16 protein-coding genes are annotated in these 16724 nt (G+C 46.1%); 4 read left to right on the top strand and 12 right to left on the bottom strand.

The window, feature by feature from the left end; genetic code table 11:
• Positions 1-46 precede the first annotated feature (46 nt).
• The 3 genes from ASG33_RS12175 to ASG33_RS12165 form a co-directional block, all read right to left on the bottom strand.
• Complete coding sequence (locus ASG33_RS12175) at positions 47-1765, bottom strand: GMC oxidoreductase (RefSeq protein WP_056285075.1); 1719 nt, start codon at positions 1763-1765, stop codon at positions 47-49.
• Positions 1766-1828: 63 nt separating this feature from the next.
• Positions 1829-2452, bottom strand: coding sequence for a gluconate 2-dehydrogenase subunit 3 family protein (locus tag ASG33_RS12170; protein ID WP_056285073.1), 624 nt, complete (start codon positions 2450-2452; stop codon positions 1829-1831).
• Between the two features lie 233 nt (positions 2453-2685).
• Complete coding sequence (locus tag ASG33_RS12165; RefSeq protein WP_056286449.1) at positions 2686-3741, bottom strand: acyltransferase; 1056 nt, start codon at positions 3739-3741, stop codon at positions 2686-2688.
• Positions 3742-3790: 49 nt separating this feature from the next.
• On the opposite strand from ASG33_RS12165, the gene ASG33_RS12160 reads away from it, so the two are divergent.
• Complete coding sequence (locus ASG33_RS12160) at positions 3791-4348, top strand: hypothetical protein (RefSeq protein ID WP_056285069.1); 558 nt, start codon at positions 3791-3793, stop codon at positions 4346-4348.
• 35 nt (positions 4349-4383) lie between these two features.
• Here ASG33_RS12160 and ASG33_RS12155 read toward each other — a convergent pair whose 3' ends face one another.
• Positions 4384-5667 carry a PAS domain-containing sensor histidine kinase gene (locus ASG33_RS12155; protein ID WP_082489196.1) on the bottom strand — a complete coding sequence of 428 codons (1284 nt, stop codon included), beginning with the start codon at positions 5665-5667 and terminating at the stop codon, positions 4384-4386.
• 270 nt (positions 5668-5937) lie between these two features.
• On the opposite strand from ASG33_RS12155, the gene hemA reads away from it, so the two are divergent.
• A complete protein-coding gene (gene hemA, locus ASG33_RS12150; RefSeq protein WP_056285064.1) occupies positions 5938-7197 on the top strand; it encodes a glutamyl-tRNA reductase in 1260 nt (419 codons plus the stop codon).
• Positions 7198-7486: 289 nt separating this feature from the next.
• Here the strand turns inward: hemA and ASG33_RS12145 are convergent, their stop codons facing one another.
• The 8 genes from ASG33_RS12145 to ASG33_RS12110 form a co-directional block, all read right to left on the bottom strand.
• A complete protein-coding gene (locus tag ASG33_RS12145) occupies positions 7487-8815 on the bottom strand; it encodes a DEAD/DEAH box helicase (RefSeq protein ID WP_056285060.1) in 1329 nt (442 codons plus the stop codon).
• Positions 8816-8848: 33 nt separating this feature from the next.
• Positions 8849-9247, bottom strand: a complete 399-nt coding sequence (locus ASG33_RS12140) for a hypothetical protein (protein WP_056285056.1) — start codon at positions 9245-9247, stop codon at positions 8849-8851.
• 251 nt (positions 9248-9498) lie between these two features.
• Complete coding sequence (locus tag ASG33_RS12135) at positions 9499-10140, bottom strand: porin family protein (protein WP_056285052.1); 642 nt, start codon at positions 10138-10140, stop codon at positions 9499-9501.
• 189 nt (positions 10141-10329) lie between these two features.
• Entirely contained in the window at positions 10330-11682 is a 1353-nt protein-coding gene (locus tag ASG33_RS12130; RefSeq protein ID WP_056285051.1) for an APC family permease, read from the bottom strand.
• Positions 11683-11691: 9 nt separating this feature from the next.
• Positions 11692-12615: a hypothetical protein gene (locus tag ASG33_RS12125; protein WP_056285048.1), complete on the bottom strand. Its 924-nt coding sequence runs from the start codon at positions 12613-12615 to the stop codon at positions 11692-11694.
• Between the two features lie 8 nt (positions 12616-12623).
• Positions 12624-13193, bottom strand: coding sequence for a phosphoribosylglycinamide formyltransferase (locus ASG33_RS12120; protein WP_056285044.1), 570 nt, complete (start codon positions 13191-13193; stop codon positions 12624-12626).
• Positions 13194-13314: 121 nt separating this feature from the next.
• Positions 13315-14010, bottom strand: a complete 696-nt coding sequence (locus ASG33_RS12115; RefSeq protein ID WP_056285041.1) for a hypothetical protein — start codon at positions 14008-14010, stop codon at positions 13315-13317.
• A 100-nt stretch (positions 14011-14110) separates the two neighbouring features.
• Positions 14111-14992 (bottom strand): geranylgeranylglycerol-phosphate geranylgeranyltransferase, encoded by an 882-nt coding sequence (locus ASG33_RS12110; RefSeq protein WP_056285038.1) that lies wholly within the window; start codon positions 14990-14992, stop codon positions 14111-14113.
• A 178-nt stretch (positions 14993-15170) separates the two neighbouring features.
• Here ASG33_RS12110 and bshA point away from each other — a divergent pair, with 178 nt between their 5' ends.
• Entirely contained in the window at positions 15171-16310 is a 1140-nt protein-coding gene (gene bshA / locus ASG33_RS12105) for an N-acetyl-alpha-D-glucosaminyl L-malate synthase BshA (RefSeq protein WP_056285035.1), read from the top strand.
• Positions 16311-16447: 137 nt separating this feature from the next.
• Positions 16448-16702, top strand: coding sequence for a DUF4834 family protein (locus ASG33_RS12100; RefSeq protein WP_056285032.1), 255 nt, complete (start codon positions 16448-16450; stop codon positions 16700-16702).
• The last annotated feature ends 22 nt before the right edge of the window (positions 16703-16724 follow it).

The raw sequence follows: 16724 nt of genomic DNA, 5'->3' as shown, positions 1-16724 counted from the left end.
CCCGCTGGATTTACCTGGCGGGGTTTTCGCAACAAGAAACTACTTGCTATACATTCATTTTCTTCAACTCCTTCACTGCGTGATCGGCAGCTCTCGCGGTCATCGCCATATAAGTAAGCGACGGGTTCACGCAAGATGCGGATGTCATAAACGCGCCGTCGGTAACATATACATTTTCTGCACCCCAGATCTGGTTGTGCTTGTTAAGTACCGAGGTTTTCGGATCGTTACCCATTCTTGCAGTTCCCATTTCGTGAATACCGATTCCAGGGTGTTTCGATTCGTCGTTATAAGGAACAACGTTCTTCAAGCCAGCTGCTTCCAGCATTTCGGCAGCGTCGTTCATCATATCTTTGCGCATTTTGGATTCGTTTTCTCCGTATGCTGCATCGAATACCACGACAGGAAGTCCCCATTTATCTTTCTTGGTCGGGTGCAATGTAAACCTGTTTTTCTCATTCGGTATCATTTCACCGAACCCGCCCAGGTTCATGCTCCACGCACCTGGCTCTGACAATTGCTTTTTAAAGTCAGCCCCGAATCCGTCGGTATTAACCCCGCGTCCCCAGCTTTCGCGGCTTGCGCCTCCCTGGTAGCCAAAGCCTCTGATATAGTCACGTTTGTCATCGCCCCAGTTCCGGTAACGTGGAATGTAAATCCCGTTTGCACGGCGGCCAAAGTAATATTTGTCTTCAAAGCCCGGCATATCGCCACGCGCTCCAACAGCTAGGTGGTGGTCCATTATATTCCGGCCCAACTGGTCGCTTTCATTCCCAAGTCCATTCGGGAAGCGTTTTGATTTTGAGTTCATCAAAATGGACGCGGAAGCAATCGCAGATGCATTCAGGAAGATGATCTTGGCGAAGTATTCTTTTGTTTCAAGCGTGTTCTGGTTGATTACCCTCACGCCTGTCACTTTGCCCGCCTTGTCATCGAAGATCACTTCTGAAACAATGGAGTCAGGTACCAGCGTCAGGTTACCTGTTTTTTGCGCAGCAGGTAGAGTTGCTGATTGTGTACTGAAATAGGCTCCGTATGGACAGCCACGCATACACATATTCCGGAACTGGCAGGCAGCCCGGCCGAGCTCCGTGTGGAAACTCTGAGGCTGGGTAAGGTGCGCCGCGCGTCCCATAATAATGTGACGTCCTGCAAACTTCTTCTCCACTTCACCTTTTACGTGTTTCTCAACGCAGTTCATTTGCATCGGCGGCAGGAAGTTACCATCCGGCAATACATCCAGTCCATCGCGCGAACCGCTGATACCTGCAAATTTCTCTACGTAATCATACCAGGGTGCTATATCTGAATAGCGGATCGGCCAGTCAACCGAAATTCCGTCTTTTGCATTTGCCTCGAAGTCCATTGGATTGAGGCGGTAGCTCTGGCGTCCCCACAACAATGAGCGGCCTCCCACGTGGTACGCACGGATCCAGTCGAACTTGCGTGTTTCTTCGTAAGGGTTTTCCTTATCGTTTTCAAACAGGTACCGGTGCTCTTCGTTGGCTGTGTAGCCTGTCCGCATTCCGGCCCAGTATTCTTCTTTTGCTACGGTAGTTACCCTGCCGCGGTGTTCCAGTTCCCAGGGAGCAAGAGTAGCTGTTTTATAATCAGTAATATGCTTGATATCCCGGCCTCTTTCCAGCATCAAAACCTTCAATCCTTTTTCTGTCAGTTCCTTTGCTGCCCATCCGCCGCTTATTCCCGAGCCTACCACAATTGCATCGTATGTGGCCTGCTTTGTTGCTTTTAAGTTTAGATTCATAGTGAATATGTCAATAACAATTTTGGAAAAGGCACGCATGCCTGTATTCGATTTCCTTGTGGCTTACATTGCCCAGTTCTTCTGTCCCGGTTTCAGGTCAATGCAGCCGTCATATCTTCCCGGAACTGCCACATATTCCAGCGCCATTGTTGCGCCTGGCTCAGATGTGAAGTAGCCCAGCAAGGTAAGTTCTTTCATAAGCCGGAAAAACGGTACACCTGCGTCACTATACTCCTTGCCTGCTTCCGTGTATTTTTTCTTTTCTTCCGGAGTTCTTTCATCCGCTTTCTTGTCGGCAGCAGCGAGTTCTTCCTTTGCAGACTTCTCCATTTCAGTCAGGATTGCAGTTTGCTCTTGCGGCGAAGCTTTCATGAAGTCTTTCTTCTCTAATTGTTCAAGACCTTTATTGAAGCTTTCCTGATCATTTGCAGCGTAGCAATCTTTCAGCATTTTTTCGATGAATTCACCCACTTTCGCATCCTTCGCACCGGGAGTATCGGTTTTTGGAATGATTATTTCAGCTACCTCAGACACAAGTGCCTGCCTTTCGGGGGAAAACGGGAACGTAAGTGCAGAAGAAGTTTCGTTGGCCGATTTACATCCTTCTAGAAAAGCGATCAGGGTAGGAGCCGAGAGTGTTCCACCCATCAGCAGCGCCACCCGGCCAAGGGCATCACGTCTATTCATTTGATTTACTTAAATGTGAGTTAACAATCCAAAATGTAATAATACATTTGATTAATGCAATTTTAAACAATTCTACTAATTTAAGGAATATTCTAAAATCAAGCTTGTTAGAACAATTCTATATTGTAGAACAAGCTGGTAGAATACTGATTTACACTGTTTTTAGCGCGATTAAAAAACAATTAAACTTCCTGGTGAAGAGCCGGAGCGGTCAAATGCGTGATAAAAACGGTTTAAAGTACCATTAAATTGCAGCCGCGGATATCAGAATTGTCAAACCGGCCCATGACATTGAACCTGCCCGCAATCTCCTCAAACCGACCTAAATCCTGCGTTTCAATGAACGAACAGGTATCCAGGTTGGCAAGGTCAATCACATTGATCCCACCTGTCTTTGAGATACCGACATTGTGATCATAAAGGGCAAAAGGATCGTTGATATCCCGGAGCAGAATGCGCATTGTGCGACCAGGCACAAAGGATCCGTTACCGCTGGAATATCCCTGGGAAAGCAGCTCGGTCATGCCATATTCGGAATGAATGTTGTCGACGCCGAACCCGCGTTTAAGTACATCGTGCACTTCTTCCCTGAGCATTTCACGCCGGCGCCCTTTCATTCCGCCTGTGTCCATAACAATTACCTTACCGCTTTTTCCAATAAATTGAAGGTCGTTGCTGCTCTCCGCAAGATCCAGCAACGCAAATGTTACGCCGAGCAGAAGAATGCGTTTTTTATCCGGGTTATTGATCAGACTGTGAAGTACTTGCAGCATTTCTGCTGTATTGTTCAGGTAAAATCCAGAATAGGGTGAGCCGCTTTTCTCAATAAAATGTTGCATCATATACACGAGCGAAGAGTTGTTTCGTTCAAGGTATGATGGAAGCAGGGCGAGGATATGGAACTGGTTCAGGTCACCATAATTATCCTGAAATATCTGTTCGGAAACATCTTTATAGAGCTGCTCGTCGTACAAATCATGGCGGCTGGTTTCCTGCCCGGTGGTACCGCTGCTTCGGAATGTAATATTCGCTTCGGATACCAACCCTGTGCGGACAATATGTGTCTTAAAAAACTGAATGGGCAGGAACGGGATCTGAGTCAGCTTACTTACCTCGTCAATATGAATGTTAAGAAGCTTGACGTACTGGCTGTAAACAGGATTGTGAAGTGCTTGGTAACGAAACACCTGCAATGCAACCTGCTCAAAATCTGAGGGTTCTAAATGCAGTACCTGCTCCCTCAAACCCAGCCGGATTTCGGTAACCGTTTTATTGTTTTGAATTTCCAATACTGTTACTTTCGTAGGATACAAGTACAAAGTTAAAAATTGAAGTAATATGAAACTGAAAGTTTCCCTGTTCCTCTTTCTTGCTGTCTGGTCTGCCGGCTGCGTGGACATACCTGATTTCGGCGATACCCCGGTTATTTATTTCAATGGAATCACGCAGGACATTCAGATCGATACCGTGTCCGGTCGGGAACAGAAAACAGAGGTGGTCACAGTTACCCTCGACTTTGAAGACGGCGACGGTGATTTAGGTGCATCTTCGGACGATGTGCAAAAGCCAGATTTTACGTCGGCTTATGAGAAGGTACCAGGCTGGGGAGTACCTGCCAATTACGAACTTGTAACCATGGTTCAGAACAAAGACAGCAGCTGGTCGGAGCGGATTATGGAGGGAGATAGTTTCAAATTTTTCCCACTCCTGAAACCAGACGGAAAGCCGGGCCCGATCAAAGGCAAGCTGGACCTGAAAATCCCATTCCGTTACCTTGGAAGCGCAGTGCCGACGAAAGTACGATTTAAAGTCAGGATCATCGACCGCGCTTTTCACATCAGCAACCAGTTGGAAATTAAGCCGGAAGATGCAGTTACTGTGCCGGTTTACCTCTAAGACTTTACAGAACAATCCATTTTATAAACGCCGGCTCATTCTATGATGCTGGCGTTTAATATGATACGGAATGTGGTTCCCTTGCCTATTTCCGAGTTCTTCACGAAAAGCTTGCCGGAGTGATAATTTTCGATGATCCTTTTGGCAAGTGTCAGTCCAAGTCCCCAGCCACGTTTTTTGGTACTGAATCCGGGATTGAAGATTTTGTTCATATTCGCTTTGCTCATTCCTTTTCCCGTATCGGCGATATCAATCCAGATCTCATTGTTGTTGGGCGGTGCCTGTAAGCTCACATTGATCTCGCCTATCCCGCTCATCGCGTCCACTGCATTCTTGCAAATATTCTCTACCACCCATTCAAACAGGTTTTTGTTCAAAAGCGCAGTTTGCTCTGCTGCAAGCTGATTATCCACGGTGAACTTCACTTTGGAAGAAACCCTTTTTTCAAGATAGTTGATGAAGTTGGATACGATCTCAGCAATCGGCTCATCCTTCAATGTCGGGACAGATCCGATATTTGAAAAACGCGTAGTGATCATTTCCAGCCGTATCACATCTTTTTCAATCTCTTCCGCGATGGAAGGGTCAATCGACGGGTCGCTGCGAAAGTACTCCACCCAGGCCATCAGCGAAGAGAGCGGTGTTCCGAGCTGGTGTGCGGTTTCTTTCGCTAATCCCACCCAGACCCGGTTTTGCTCCGCCTTTCTCGCAGAACTAAATGCGAGATAAGCCAGGTAGCCGATCAGCAGCATCACCGAAAGTTGCAGGAAGGGATAATACCTGAGCTGGGTCAGCAAAAATGAGTTACTATAATAAATGTAGCCGGTGCGCCCCTTTCCCAATTCAACGGGAATGGGAGGATGTTCAAGTTTCATGACGCTCAGCTTGTCCTGAATAATCCTTTCCCGCTCTTGCAAGCTCATGTTTTTGGGAAAATCAATATTCATGGTGCGGTCCGGAGAAGTCAGGTTGTTTTCGTCGAGATAAATGGCAGGTATCTGGTAAAAATTAACAGCATCCTGGATCACCTGATAAACTACATTGAAATTTTCATCCAGCGGACTGTTCACCACATATCTCAACGCCTCTGCATAAAGCTGAACTTCACGCTCTTCGCGCTGTTCAAGCTCTTCCACCAGCTTGTCGGTGTAAAACAGCGAACTGATACTTAAAACCAGCAAAATGACGCCGATCAGGTATTTATATGTGCTTTTTTGATCATACGTATCCATCAGCGACCGCCTTAGCCGCTGACTGTTCAATATTGCTGCGGGATGCAGCCGGAAACGGGGTTTTCGCTTGGAAGTTGGACTGATCATTCAGTATCGGGCACGCGCAGGCGGATATTTATGTTGTGGTGTACAAATAACGCAAAATATTTAAGCTTAGTGGATTCGCTGACCGCAATGTTGCGTCTCTGTGTCAGTTATAAAGCTGATTTTAATCATGTTTTTTACTGCCAAAGCAGGGTATCTAGCATAAGATTTCAGACATTTATTTAAATGCTTTCTAAATAAACTGTCGGTCACCCTTTCGTTTTTCAATTGAAATTTTGCGCCGTACTTTTGTGTATTGAATTAGACAAAGTGATGTATAATCAGTTCAAATTAATAAGTTTATCACATCGGAACGCTCCTCTCGCGATTAGAGAACAGCTGGCATTGAACGAGGCGGAAGCGAAGAGCATTATGCTTCGTCTAAAGGATTTCTTCGATGTCACCGACGTCCTGGCTGTCTCCACCTGTAACCGCACCGAAATTTACTATTCTTCCCAAACCGATCTGAATGAGGATATTATCAAGCTCCTTCTGATCGAAAAAGGAATTACCGATACCGAAATCTTTAAATCGTACTTTGAAAGTTTTTCTGATGGCGAGCAAGCTGTTCAGCATTTATTTCAGGTAGCGACTGGTCTGCAATCGCAGGTAGTAGGGGATATGCAAATCCCGAACCAGATCAAGCATGCATATCAATGGTCTGCCGACCTGAATATGGCGGGGCCGTTTTTGCACAGATTGCTTCACACGATCTTCTTTGCCAACAAGCGCGTAGCGCAGGAGACTTTTTTCCGCGATGGCGCAGCTTCTGTTTCTTATGCAGCTGTTGAAATGCTGGAAGGTCTGATGCCAAATCCGAAGATATTGATCGTGGGATTAGGCGAGATCGGAACGGACGTTTGCAGGAACCTGGCGCAGAATAAGGATGCAGATATCACATTGATCAACCGTACCAGAAGCAAAGCCGATGTATTGGGCGGCGAGCTGGGTTTCCGGGTTGCCGATTTCTCAGATATTGAAGCGGAAATTTCAAGAGCAGATATCATCGTTTCTTCTATTGCCCGCAACGAACCATTTTTTACAAAGGAGATGATGGTCCGTTTGCGCGGAATGTCATTTAAATATTTTATTGATCTTTCAGTTCCAAGAAGCGTTTCGCCGGAAGTAGAAGAGATCCCCGGCGTAATGCTTTATACCATTGATTCAATCCGTTCGAAAGCGGATGAAGCTTTGCACCGCAGGCTCTCGGCTGTGCCGCATGTTCGTGAGATCATTGACGAGGCAGTGATAGAATTTAATGACTGGTCGCGTGAAATGGTTGTTTCACCTACTATCCAAAAGCTGAAAGGCGCACTGGAACAGATCAGGAAAGAAGAACTGACCCGTTTTACCAAAAATTTAAGTGACTCGGAACTGGAAAAAGTAGAAAGGATTACATCCAGTATGATGCAGAAGATCCTGAAACTGCCGGTACTACAACTGAAAGCTGCGTGCAAAAGAGGCGAAGCCGAAACGTTGATCGACGTGCTGAATGATCTCTTTAATCTCGAAAAAGTAAAGTCGGATCATTGATCCTCCCATACCAATAAAAAAGCTCCCGGAAATAAAATCCGGGAGCTTTTTTATTATCAGCCAAAAATAAAGAGAGGATGACACTGTCACCCTCTCTATGTATTACCTTACCCTCCACAATAATTAATTGTATCCTTTGATCTGCTGTTTTGAACAGCCTTGTCAGCAATTTTTGAATGAACCCACAGTGTTTCAAACCACATTCAAGCACTCGTTTCCGTCGATTCACAACTATTTACGACACGGATTATTCTTTAGATCATTGAGGAGAAAAAAATTTTAAACTTTTTTATTTCTTTCCTGACCGCTTGATCGGGCGGCCATATTTCTGCATTTTTTCTTTTGCGTGGTCGCGCCGAATATTCACTTTTTTGTTCTTCGCAAGCTTCTCATGGAACGCTGGTCCGACATTCTCATTCCTCGGATTCTTCACAAGAATATCCTTCATGAAGATCTTGGGCTCTTCGTCAGGAGTCAGTATGTCCGAAATCTTCAGATTTTCCGGCAGCGGCAGCATGGGGATCTTGAACTCCATCAGTTCCTCTATCTCTTCCTGAAACGGTTTTTCCCTTTCCGTTATGAATGATATCGCGACACCCTTTCTATCTGCCCGTCCCGTCCTTCCAATCCGGTGAATGTAGTTCTCGGGCGCTTCGGGAATGTCAAAATTGAAAACGTGAGATACTTCCGCAACATCAATACCGCGGGCAACAATGTCTGTCGCGATCAGGATGCGGTAAGTGCCGTCGTGAAACTGCCGCATTGTATTGAACCGGTGGTTTTGCTCCTTATTCGAGTGAATAACCCCGATTTTATTCAGGTAACCCAGTTCAAGTTGTCCGTAAAGCTGATCAGCGAGCTTTTTTGTAGCAACGAAAATCAGCACCTTGCTCATTTCCTCGTGCTCGTCCAGCAGCAGGTCCAGCAGGTTTACCTTTGTGTAAAAGTTGGGAACTTCATAAGCTTGCTGTTCGATATTATCCAGCGGCGTACCAGCCGGAGCTGCTTCCACGCGCACGGGATTGTTGAAATAAGCTTCCATCAGCTGCTCCACTTCCTGCGAGAGTGTCGCAGAGAAAAGCAGGTTCTGTCTTCTTTGCGGCAGGAGATCGAGGATGTTTTTAAGCTGCGTGCGAAAGCCGAGGTTCAGCATTTCGTCTACCTCATCAATAACAAGCTTTTTGATGTTCTTTGTCTTGAGAGAGCCATTCAATGCAAGATCAAACAAGCGCCCGGGGGTAGCTACCACCACATCTGCGCCATTGTGCAGTTCCGCCATTTGCACCTTGATATTCCCGCCTCCGTATACACCCACTACTTCAAGCGTGAGGTAAGCGCTTATTTTTTTTACTTCTTCCACAACCTGCACGACCAGCTCTCTGGTCGGCACCAAAATCAGCAGTTGCGGTAATCTGTCTTTGGAATATTCGATCTGGCGAAGGGTAGGCAACAGATAGGCGACTGTTTTTCCCGTTCCCGTCTGCGCAATGCCGCAAACATCTTTTCCGGACATCATGACCGGAAATACCTTGTGCTGAATAGTAGTAGGAGTAGTATAACCCGCATCAGCAACTGCCTTTAATAGCGGCTTGGTGAGGTTTAAATCTTCAAATGTCATCATGCAATTCAAATTGAAGTGCAAAGTTACGCCTTAATCCGTGTTATGCGGCGTAATTGCAGCTCGGGCAGCATGGTTTGTGTACAACCATGCCCACCAGATCAGTACAAATTGCAGTGGAAGCCGTAGTAACGCGATCCACAAGTGGCTGTTTTGTTGTTGCTGATAATCCATTGCCATTTTGATGTTGGCCGGAAAAACGGCGATCAGCAGCAGGATAATCAGCCAGGCAGCTGCATTTCTGGTTTTGGGATACAAAAGCATTGACCCAAATGCAAATTCACAAATACCGCTGATGTACACGATTGCGAGCGGAGCTGGCAGGAACTCCGGAACAATGCCGAGGAACAGCTCAGCTTTAACAAAATGCATGACACCTGCAAAGATGTAAACAAAGGCCATGGCGTAAAGGGAGAAGTTCCTGATTTTCATATATATCAAAGTTAACCGGGGTTTTTGTGAGACGGCTTTGCCCGACTATGCGGATTCGGGAGCGTGTGCTCACAGCGGCGCTGATAAATAAATAAAGGGCAGACTCAGCTGAGTTGCCCTTCTTTCTATCTGAAATAGTGTGTTATCTATTTTTTAATAGTGTGCTTTCTATTTTGATAGTGTGCTTTCTTAATTTTTGATAGTGTGCTTGTTATCCAGCAATAGTGTGCTTTCGATCGAATTTAGTGTGCTTACCGGGTTCTAAGGCGACCTGTGTTCCTGTCGTAAGTTCCCAACGGGAAGCTTAGGCCTGTGTTAATACCCCAGTTATTGTTCTTGATGTTTGAATTGTCCAGTCTGGTAATATCCAGCAGGCCGAATCCGTAGCGTGCGTCAAAGTTTAACCAGATTTTTTGCGCCAATCTGATATTAAGTCCTGCGCCAACTGCACCACCCAAGTCGAAGACGCTGTAATTCCGGTTGTTGGAATCACCATTGATGTTGTTTCCGTTTTTATCACGGGCCGAAGTCATAAAGTTGAGGGTAGGACCCAGGAAGATTTTCGGTCTTACCACGTCACCATATTTTCCAAAGAAGAAAGTTGCCAGCAATGGAGCCTGGATATAGTTAAGGTTGATCTCGTTACGCTTGCTGTCTGTCTGTGCCCCAAGTTGAGTAAAAAGCAGCTGTCCGCTGAATCCAAATCCTGTTTCAGAACTGTAGTTGTAAAAACCACCAATGGTCAGTCCGGGCTTCCAGTTTGTGTTTGAAATATCTCCACGGAGATTAGCAATGGAAACTCCTGCAATTGGTCCGATAGAAACGTTCTCCTGAGCTTGTGCCTGTTGGCTACATACTAATGCGACCAGTAACAGAATAATACAATTTTTCATGTGAATGTGTTTTGAAAAGCAATATAGCTGTAATCTGAAAAATGTGTACCAGGAGTCTCAATGCGATCTTCGGGTAGCTAAATAGCTACAATGTCTACCAAAAGGTGGTATTTGTATAATTATATTAGGAAAATAAACGTGGTAACCGGGGAAATTCATCTACAAGTGTATACGTTTCCCTCAATGCTGCTAGCGCGGTTGATTGCCGGCGTTATTGCCGAGCTTTTGAAGCAGGTAGTAGAGCGGAGCGCCGCCGAGGAACAGGCCCCAGCCAACCAGCGCCGAGCCTGGGTCGGTGTAGATTACATTGGCAGCTGTGATGAGCAGGAATGTGACAAATAATGCTGGAAGTACCGGATATCCCCATATTTTGAAACCTTTATGAGGATCATTCTTGCCAGCCTGTTTTCGAAAAACAAAAAGGGTAGCTGCTGCACTGGCGAGCGCGATGCTGTCTACGGACATCACGTAGTTGACGATCTGCTCGAAAGTATCGAGCACCCACAGCGACAGGAGCGTAGTCACGATCAGAAACGTAAGGGCAAATTCCTGAACCTGGGTTTTCGGGTTTACTTTCTTGAATACAAATGGTAATATGTTATCATCAGCCAGCGCATAGTAAACCCGCGGCAGCGACAGCATAGTTGCATTGATAAAGCCTAAGACGGAAAGGAAAATGGCAAGTGAGAAGAATACCTTACCCCAATGCCCGAAAAGTGCATTGGCAACATCCGCGGCGATCAGGCTGGAATTACTCAGACCTTCGTAACCGAGCACATGGTAGTAGGTGTAGTTCAATGCGAGGTATAGTCCAAGAATCAGGAACATACCCAGGAAAATACCTCTTGGCGTGTTACGTACAGGATCTTTGATGTCGGCACCGAAGTTAAGCGTCTGCTGATAACCTCCGAACGTGTAAAATACGGCGATAAGGCTGGCGCCAAATGCAGATAACCAGTTTGCTCCCGGATTAAGGTCAGGAGCTGTACCCGCAGTTTCATTTGAGCTGGAGTAGAAAATACCCGCGCATAAAGCCAGCATCATGATAATTTTCAGGCTGCTCAGTACATTCTGGGTTCGGGAACCGGATTTGATCCCCAGCATATTGATTGCATAAAAAAACAACAGGGTAATAATCGCAGTACCCAGAATCCCTTTTTGTCCGTGCGCAAATGCAGGTAACAGCGGATTAATGTACTCTGAGCCAATCAATGCAACACCTGCCATTCCGGCTCCGTAGGTAAGAACGATCACCCAGTTGATCATAAATGCATAAAGCGGGTGAAAGGCAGTTGAGATCAGCTTGTAAAAACCGCCTGGAAAATGGTGCCTGCTGCCGATCTCGGCAAATACAAATGCACCGATCAGACTGACAATCCCACCTGCAATCCACGCCGAAAAGAATATCTCCGGACTGCCAGCCTGTTTGGCGACAATGGCTGGTGTCCTGAAAATGCCTATCCCGATTACAAGGCTGATCACGATCATGCCCAGATCGAAAATGCCGATCTGCGGGCGGATTTTTTCTGGGGGTTCAGGCATCGGTGCTGGTTAGAGATTTAATTCCTGGTAGGAGATCATCAATATAGCAATTACAGCCAGAACGAGCCCCCATTTGTTTAAAGAATTCAGTCTCTCCCGGTAAATCAGCCAGGCTGCTGCCGAGGATACCAGCATACTTAGAATGTTGTAGATCGGGAAAACAAAGGCTGCACTGTTGCCGAAGGAAGCCAATGCAAGCAGGAGAAAATAGAGCGACAGGAAATTGGGTACACCCAGGATCAAGCCACCCACGACGCTCCGCAGGTGTAGCCGCTGTTTGTAAGCCACCGAACGATAAATGAGAATGGAAGTGCCGACCAGTATTGCGCCTGTACAGGCTATGATCATGAAAACAGTGGTTTGCCCGGGCTCGTAATAGCGTACCGATAAATAGTTGATAAGTGTATTATTGGTGCCGGAAGCCAGGAAAGTAAGCACCGGCAAAACCCATAGTCCGGCAGAAATACCGGAGATACCGGTCGCTTCTGTACCTGATTTTTCCTTTACACCTGTTTTCTGAATGGCGCCGAGGGCGAGGGCTGCAAGTGCAACCAGCAACCCGCCGTAATTGATAGCAGTAAATTCCTTGTTGTTGTTTTTAAATACAAAAAGACCAAAAAGTACCGGGATGACCAGCGACATATTCCCTGCCAGGGAAGTAGCGGTAACACTTACCTTCTGCGCGGTTAATCCGATGAGCATGAATGCAGTTACAAACATGGTTCCCAATGCGAGCGTAAGCAGTATTCCCGGGGAAGTCCATTCAATTTGTCTGAAAACGGCAAGGTCGGGTGTGAGCAGCAGGCCGGTGAGCACACAAGCGTAATAATTGAAAACCACCGCGTGAAAAGAATCCACCTGGTACTTCGGAAATGCCCGCATGATCAGGTAGAGCGCTACGGTGAAAACCACCGCCAGTATGAAGTAGAACATTCCTGATCTTATTGTTTTGCAAGCAGTTCGTCAATTACTCTCGCGTAGTGTTCATATTCAAGCGCATGTACTTTGGCTGCCACATCATCTGCGGTATCTGTCGGCGCTACCTCGCAGGTGGCCTGGAATATGATGTTGCCCTCGTCGTAATGCTCATTTACATAATGAATGGTAATGCCCGATTCCCGCTCGCCTGCATTCACAACAGCTTCGTGCACAAACTGCCCGTACATTCCTTTTCCGCCATATTTGGGGAGCAAAGCGGGATGTATATTGACGATTTTATCAGGAAATGCATTGACGAGGCCCGGAGGTACCAGCATCATAAATCCGGCAAGTACCACAAGGTCAATGCGTTCATTTTCTAGTATCTGTGGTATTTTTCCCGTTTGGTAAAACGTTCTTTTATCAAAGAAAACAACAGGTATCTGTAAGCTGCACGCCCGTTTGATTACCCCGGCCATAGGGTTATTAGTAAAGATCAGGGAAACTTCTACATCTGCCCTTTCCGAGAAGTACTCACTGATCTTCTCTGCATTTGTTCCTGAGCCGGAGGCAAAAATGGCTATTCTTTTCATTAGGTTAGGTTAAAGGTGGATATCGATGAGATGGAAAGCGGGATCGCCGGGACAAAACTAAAAAAGAACGGCTAACGAAAGTTCCGAAAGCCGTTCTTTACAAAGAGCAGTTGTGAAAAAGTCAGTATATTTTAGTCAATTCGCTGTATCCCATTAACTTTCCTTTCCTGTAAGTTTCTGTTTTCAAATCCCAGATCACGCCCGGTGTCCGGTAAGAGATCGTTTGCATATCTACTTTGATCGGAAAGCCCATGACCATTTGCACATTCATATCCGCATTGATTTTGTAAGCGTCAAAGGTACCTGCGGGCACAGTCAGCTTTTCCTGGGCTGTCACCGTCCTGTTCCTGATCGCCATATTAAAGGTAACGGGCATCGCAGTTGATTTTCCTTCGCCTTTTACCGAGGCATCTTTCCATTTATCGCCGACACTGTATTTGGACGGATATTCAATGTTGTCGTACGTAAATTTCATATCCATTCCCTGAAAAGATTTCATCTGCTCCTGGCTCACAAGCGCACTGGCGTCCATTACCATCACGTTCCCGTCGCATTTCATCTCGTAGCTGTTTTTCAATTGCGATTGTCCTTTGTTGTTGAAAGATTCCATATCGATATTAAAAACAGTGAATGCGCCGTCTTTGCTCACTTTCGCAACCTTATAGACGATTTTGCCAACCGATTTGCCCTTCGCATCGAAGTTGTCCATCTCAAATCCTGAGCCTTCCTTTAACGTAAACCCGGCGCAGTCCTGGGCTGACGCAGGCAGGAGAAATGTAGCAATGAGGCAGTATGCAAGTAATAAGTACCTTTTCATAGTTGTCGGTTATAAAGATTTGATTAACAACGAATACCTAAATATACTCGGAAGCAGGCTGCCTGGATGCAGGCATACAAAAATTTGATTAAAGGGGATACTATGCCCAGATCATCGTCAGCAATCCAAGCAGCATAATGATCTTGCATAAGCTGCTGATTTCCTTAAAATCCTTCCGGGTATCGGCCCGCGAGAGCTTGAATGCGAGATAAAGAATGGGCAGGAGCAGCAGTATAAACAGCAGCACAAGCAGGCTGTTGTTCAGTACCCTCGCCATCGCAAAAAGGGTGAATACAAAAAGGATCAGCACTACATACAGGAAGTTCCTGGTGCGCGGAATGCCCCAGATGATGGGCAGCGTGCGGCAACCGTGTGCTTCGTCTCCTTTGATATCCTCCATATCCTTGGCTACTTCACGCACGAGCGATATAAAAAATGAGAAAACGGAGTAAATCAGCACGAGGTGCCGGTTGGCAGGGAAATGTACCGTCAGGATCAGGAGCGACATCGCTGTCAGCAGCGAAACAATGAAGTTACCGATAAACGGCGCCCGCTTGAACCGCTCCGAATAAAACCACAGGAGCGTAATGGAAAACACATTGATGATAAAAATGTACGGGCTCACCGCCAGTCCGAGTACCGCGCCGAGCACATTCAGTATCTGGTGCGCACCGATCGCCCAGCGCCTTTTCAGGTACCGCCCCACCACCACGCGCTCGGGTTTGTTGACGATATCTATTTTAATATCAAAGTAATCATTGATGATATAGCCCGCAGCGGCAATGCAAACCGTCGAGAGAGACAGCAGAAAAAGATCCGGGTCCGCTATAATGGACCGCCATTCACTTCTCGGCCCGATGAGCAAAATCCGTGTGAGGTACTGCGTAAGCGCAACTATAACCAGATTAGTGGAGCGAACCAGCCGCGCACTTCCTGCGATGTAATCCCGTAATCTGATTTTGGACCTGACCGACACATTAATGCAGGTTAACGCTGAAAAGAAGGTTTAGACGATAAAATTATCATTTTAAAGCATTAACGACAATTCTTAACTTCTTTATCCATTTGTGGGATAAAAATCAATGATTTGTTGTTAGCTCAAATGAAAACCTGCCTGGCAATAAATTGGGCCGGGAGGAAATAACTTTTCTACGAACATTATGAAAATCGGTATCGTGTGCTATCCAACCTTCGGAGGAAGCGGTGTGGTAGCTACCGAACTAGGTAAAGCACTGGCGAAAGCTGGTCACCAGGTTCATTTTATTACTTATTCTCAACCACAAAGACTCGATTTCTTCAATGAGAACCTCTATTATCACGAAGTAAATATACCTGCCTACCCGTTGTTCCAGTACCCGCCTTACGAGTCGGCGCTTTCGAGTGAAATGGTACACGTGGTACAGAATGCCGGCCTCGATCTGCTGCACGTACATTACGCAATCCCGCACGCTTCGTCCGCCTACCTCGCCAAACAGATACTCGCCCAGCAGGGAATCCACATTCCGGTGATTACAACTTTGCACGGAACCGATATTACATTGGTCGGTAAAGATGAGTCTTACGAGCCTGTAGTGACATTCAGCATTAACCAGTCCGACGGTATCACAGCTGTTTCAGAATCTTTGAAACGCGATACATACAGCCACTTCAACATTACTAAAGACATTGAAGTAATTCCAAACTTCATTGATCTTGACCGTTTTAACAGACAAAAGAAAGATCATTTCAAACTTGCGATCTGTCCGAACAATGAAAAGCTGATCGTGCATACATCCAATTTCAGGAAAGTGAAGCGGATTGACGACGTGATTATGATTTTTGAAAAACTGCGGAAACTGCTTCCAAGCAAATTGCTGCTCGTAGGCGACGGTCCCGATCGTGCGCGCATTGAGCGGCTCTGCAAAGACCTTGATATGTTGTCGGATATCCGTTTTCTGGGTAAGCTCGATGCGATTGAAGAAGTGCTGTCCGTGGCAGATCTGTTTTTAATGCCTTCCGAATCTGAAAGCTTCGGTCTGGCTGCACTGGAAGCGCTGGCGTGTGAGGTACCTTTGATCACTTCCAATGCAGGCGGACTGCCGGAACTGAACCTGCACGGAGTAACCGGATTCCTGAGTAATGTAGGCGATGTAGACGATATGGTGAAACACGCGGCATACATTTTGAGCGATGATAACCTGCCGACTTTCAAAGCCAATGCACTTGCCCGCGCGAAGGAATTTGATGTGGCTAAAATATTGCCGCATTACGAATCTTACTACGAAAGGGTAGTGGAAAACAGCAAGGCAGTGGCGATTTAGGATTGGGAAATAAGAACCCGTTTATACCAGTTACTGACCTTTCCACAGGCGTAGAGCCGCATTCGTTAGGATTTTCCCTATATTAGTGTGCTATTTTACTTAGGTTTGCGTTATACAGAGAAGAAAACTTTTGAAAAATGAAACTGGTATTTAATATAATTCTCATATTCCTGCTGCTACTGGCATTTGTTCCTTTTTTTAGAAATTTCATCTTCCATTTACTTGTTGGAAGGAAGTTGGTGAAAGAGCAGGAGAAAATTTTCCGGGCGCAACAAAGGCAACAGCAACAAAGAGCACAAGGTGGCGTCAAAGTGGACAATGTACCACCGGATGCCAATCAATCTTCAAGATTCCAGGGCGGGGAGTATGTCGATTATGAAGAGGTGAAATAATCTTAAATAGCTTATAAATATA

The sequence above is a fragment of the Dyadobacter sp. Leaf189 genome, from assembly GCF_001424405.1.
In the GTDB taxonomy this organism is placed as follows: domain Bacteria; phylum Bacteroidota; class Bacteroidia; order Cytophagales; family Spirosomataceae; genus Dyadobacter.
Note: the sequence above shows the minus strand (reverse complement) of the source record. Positions and strands in the feature narration are given on the sequence as shown.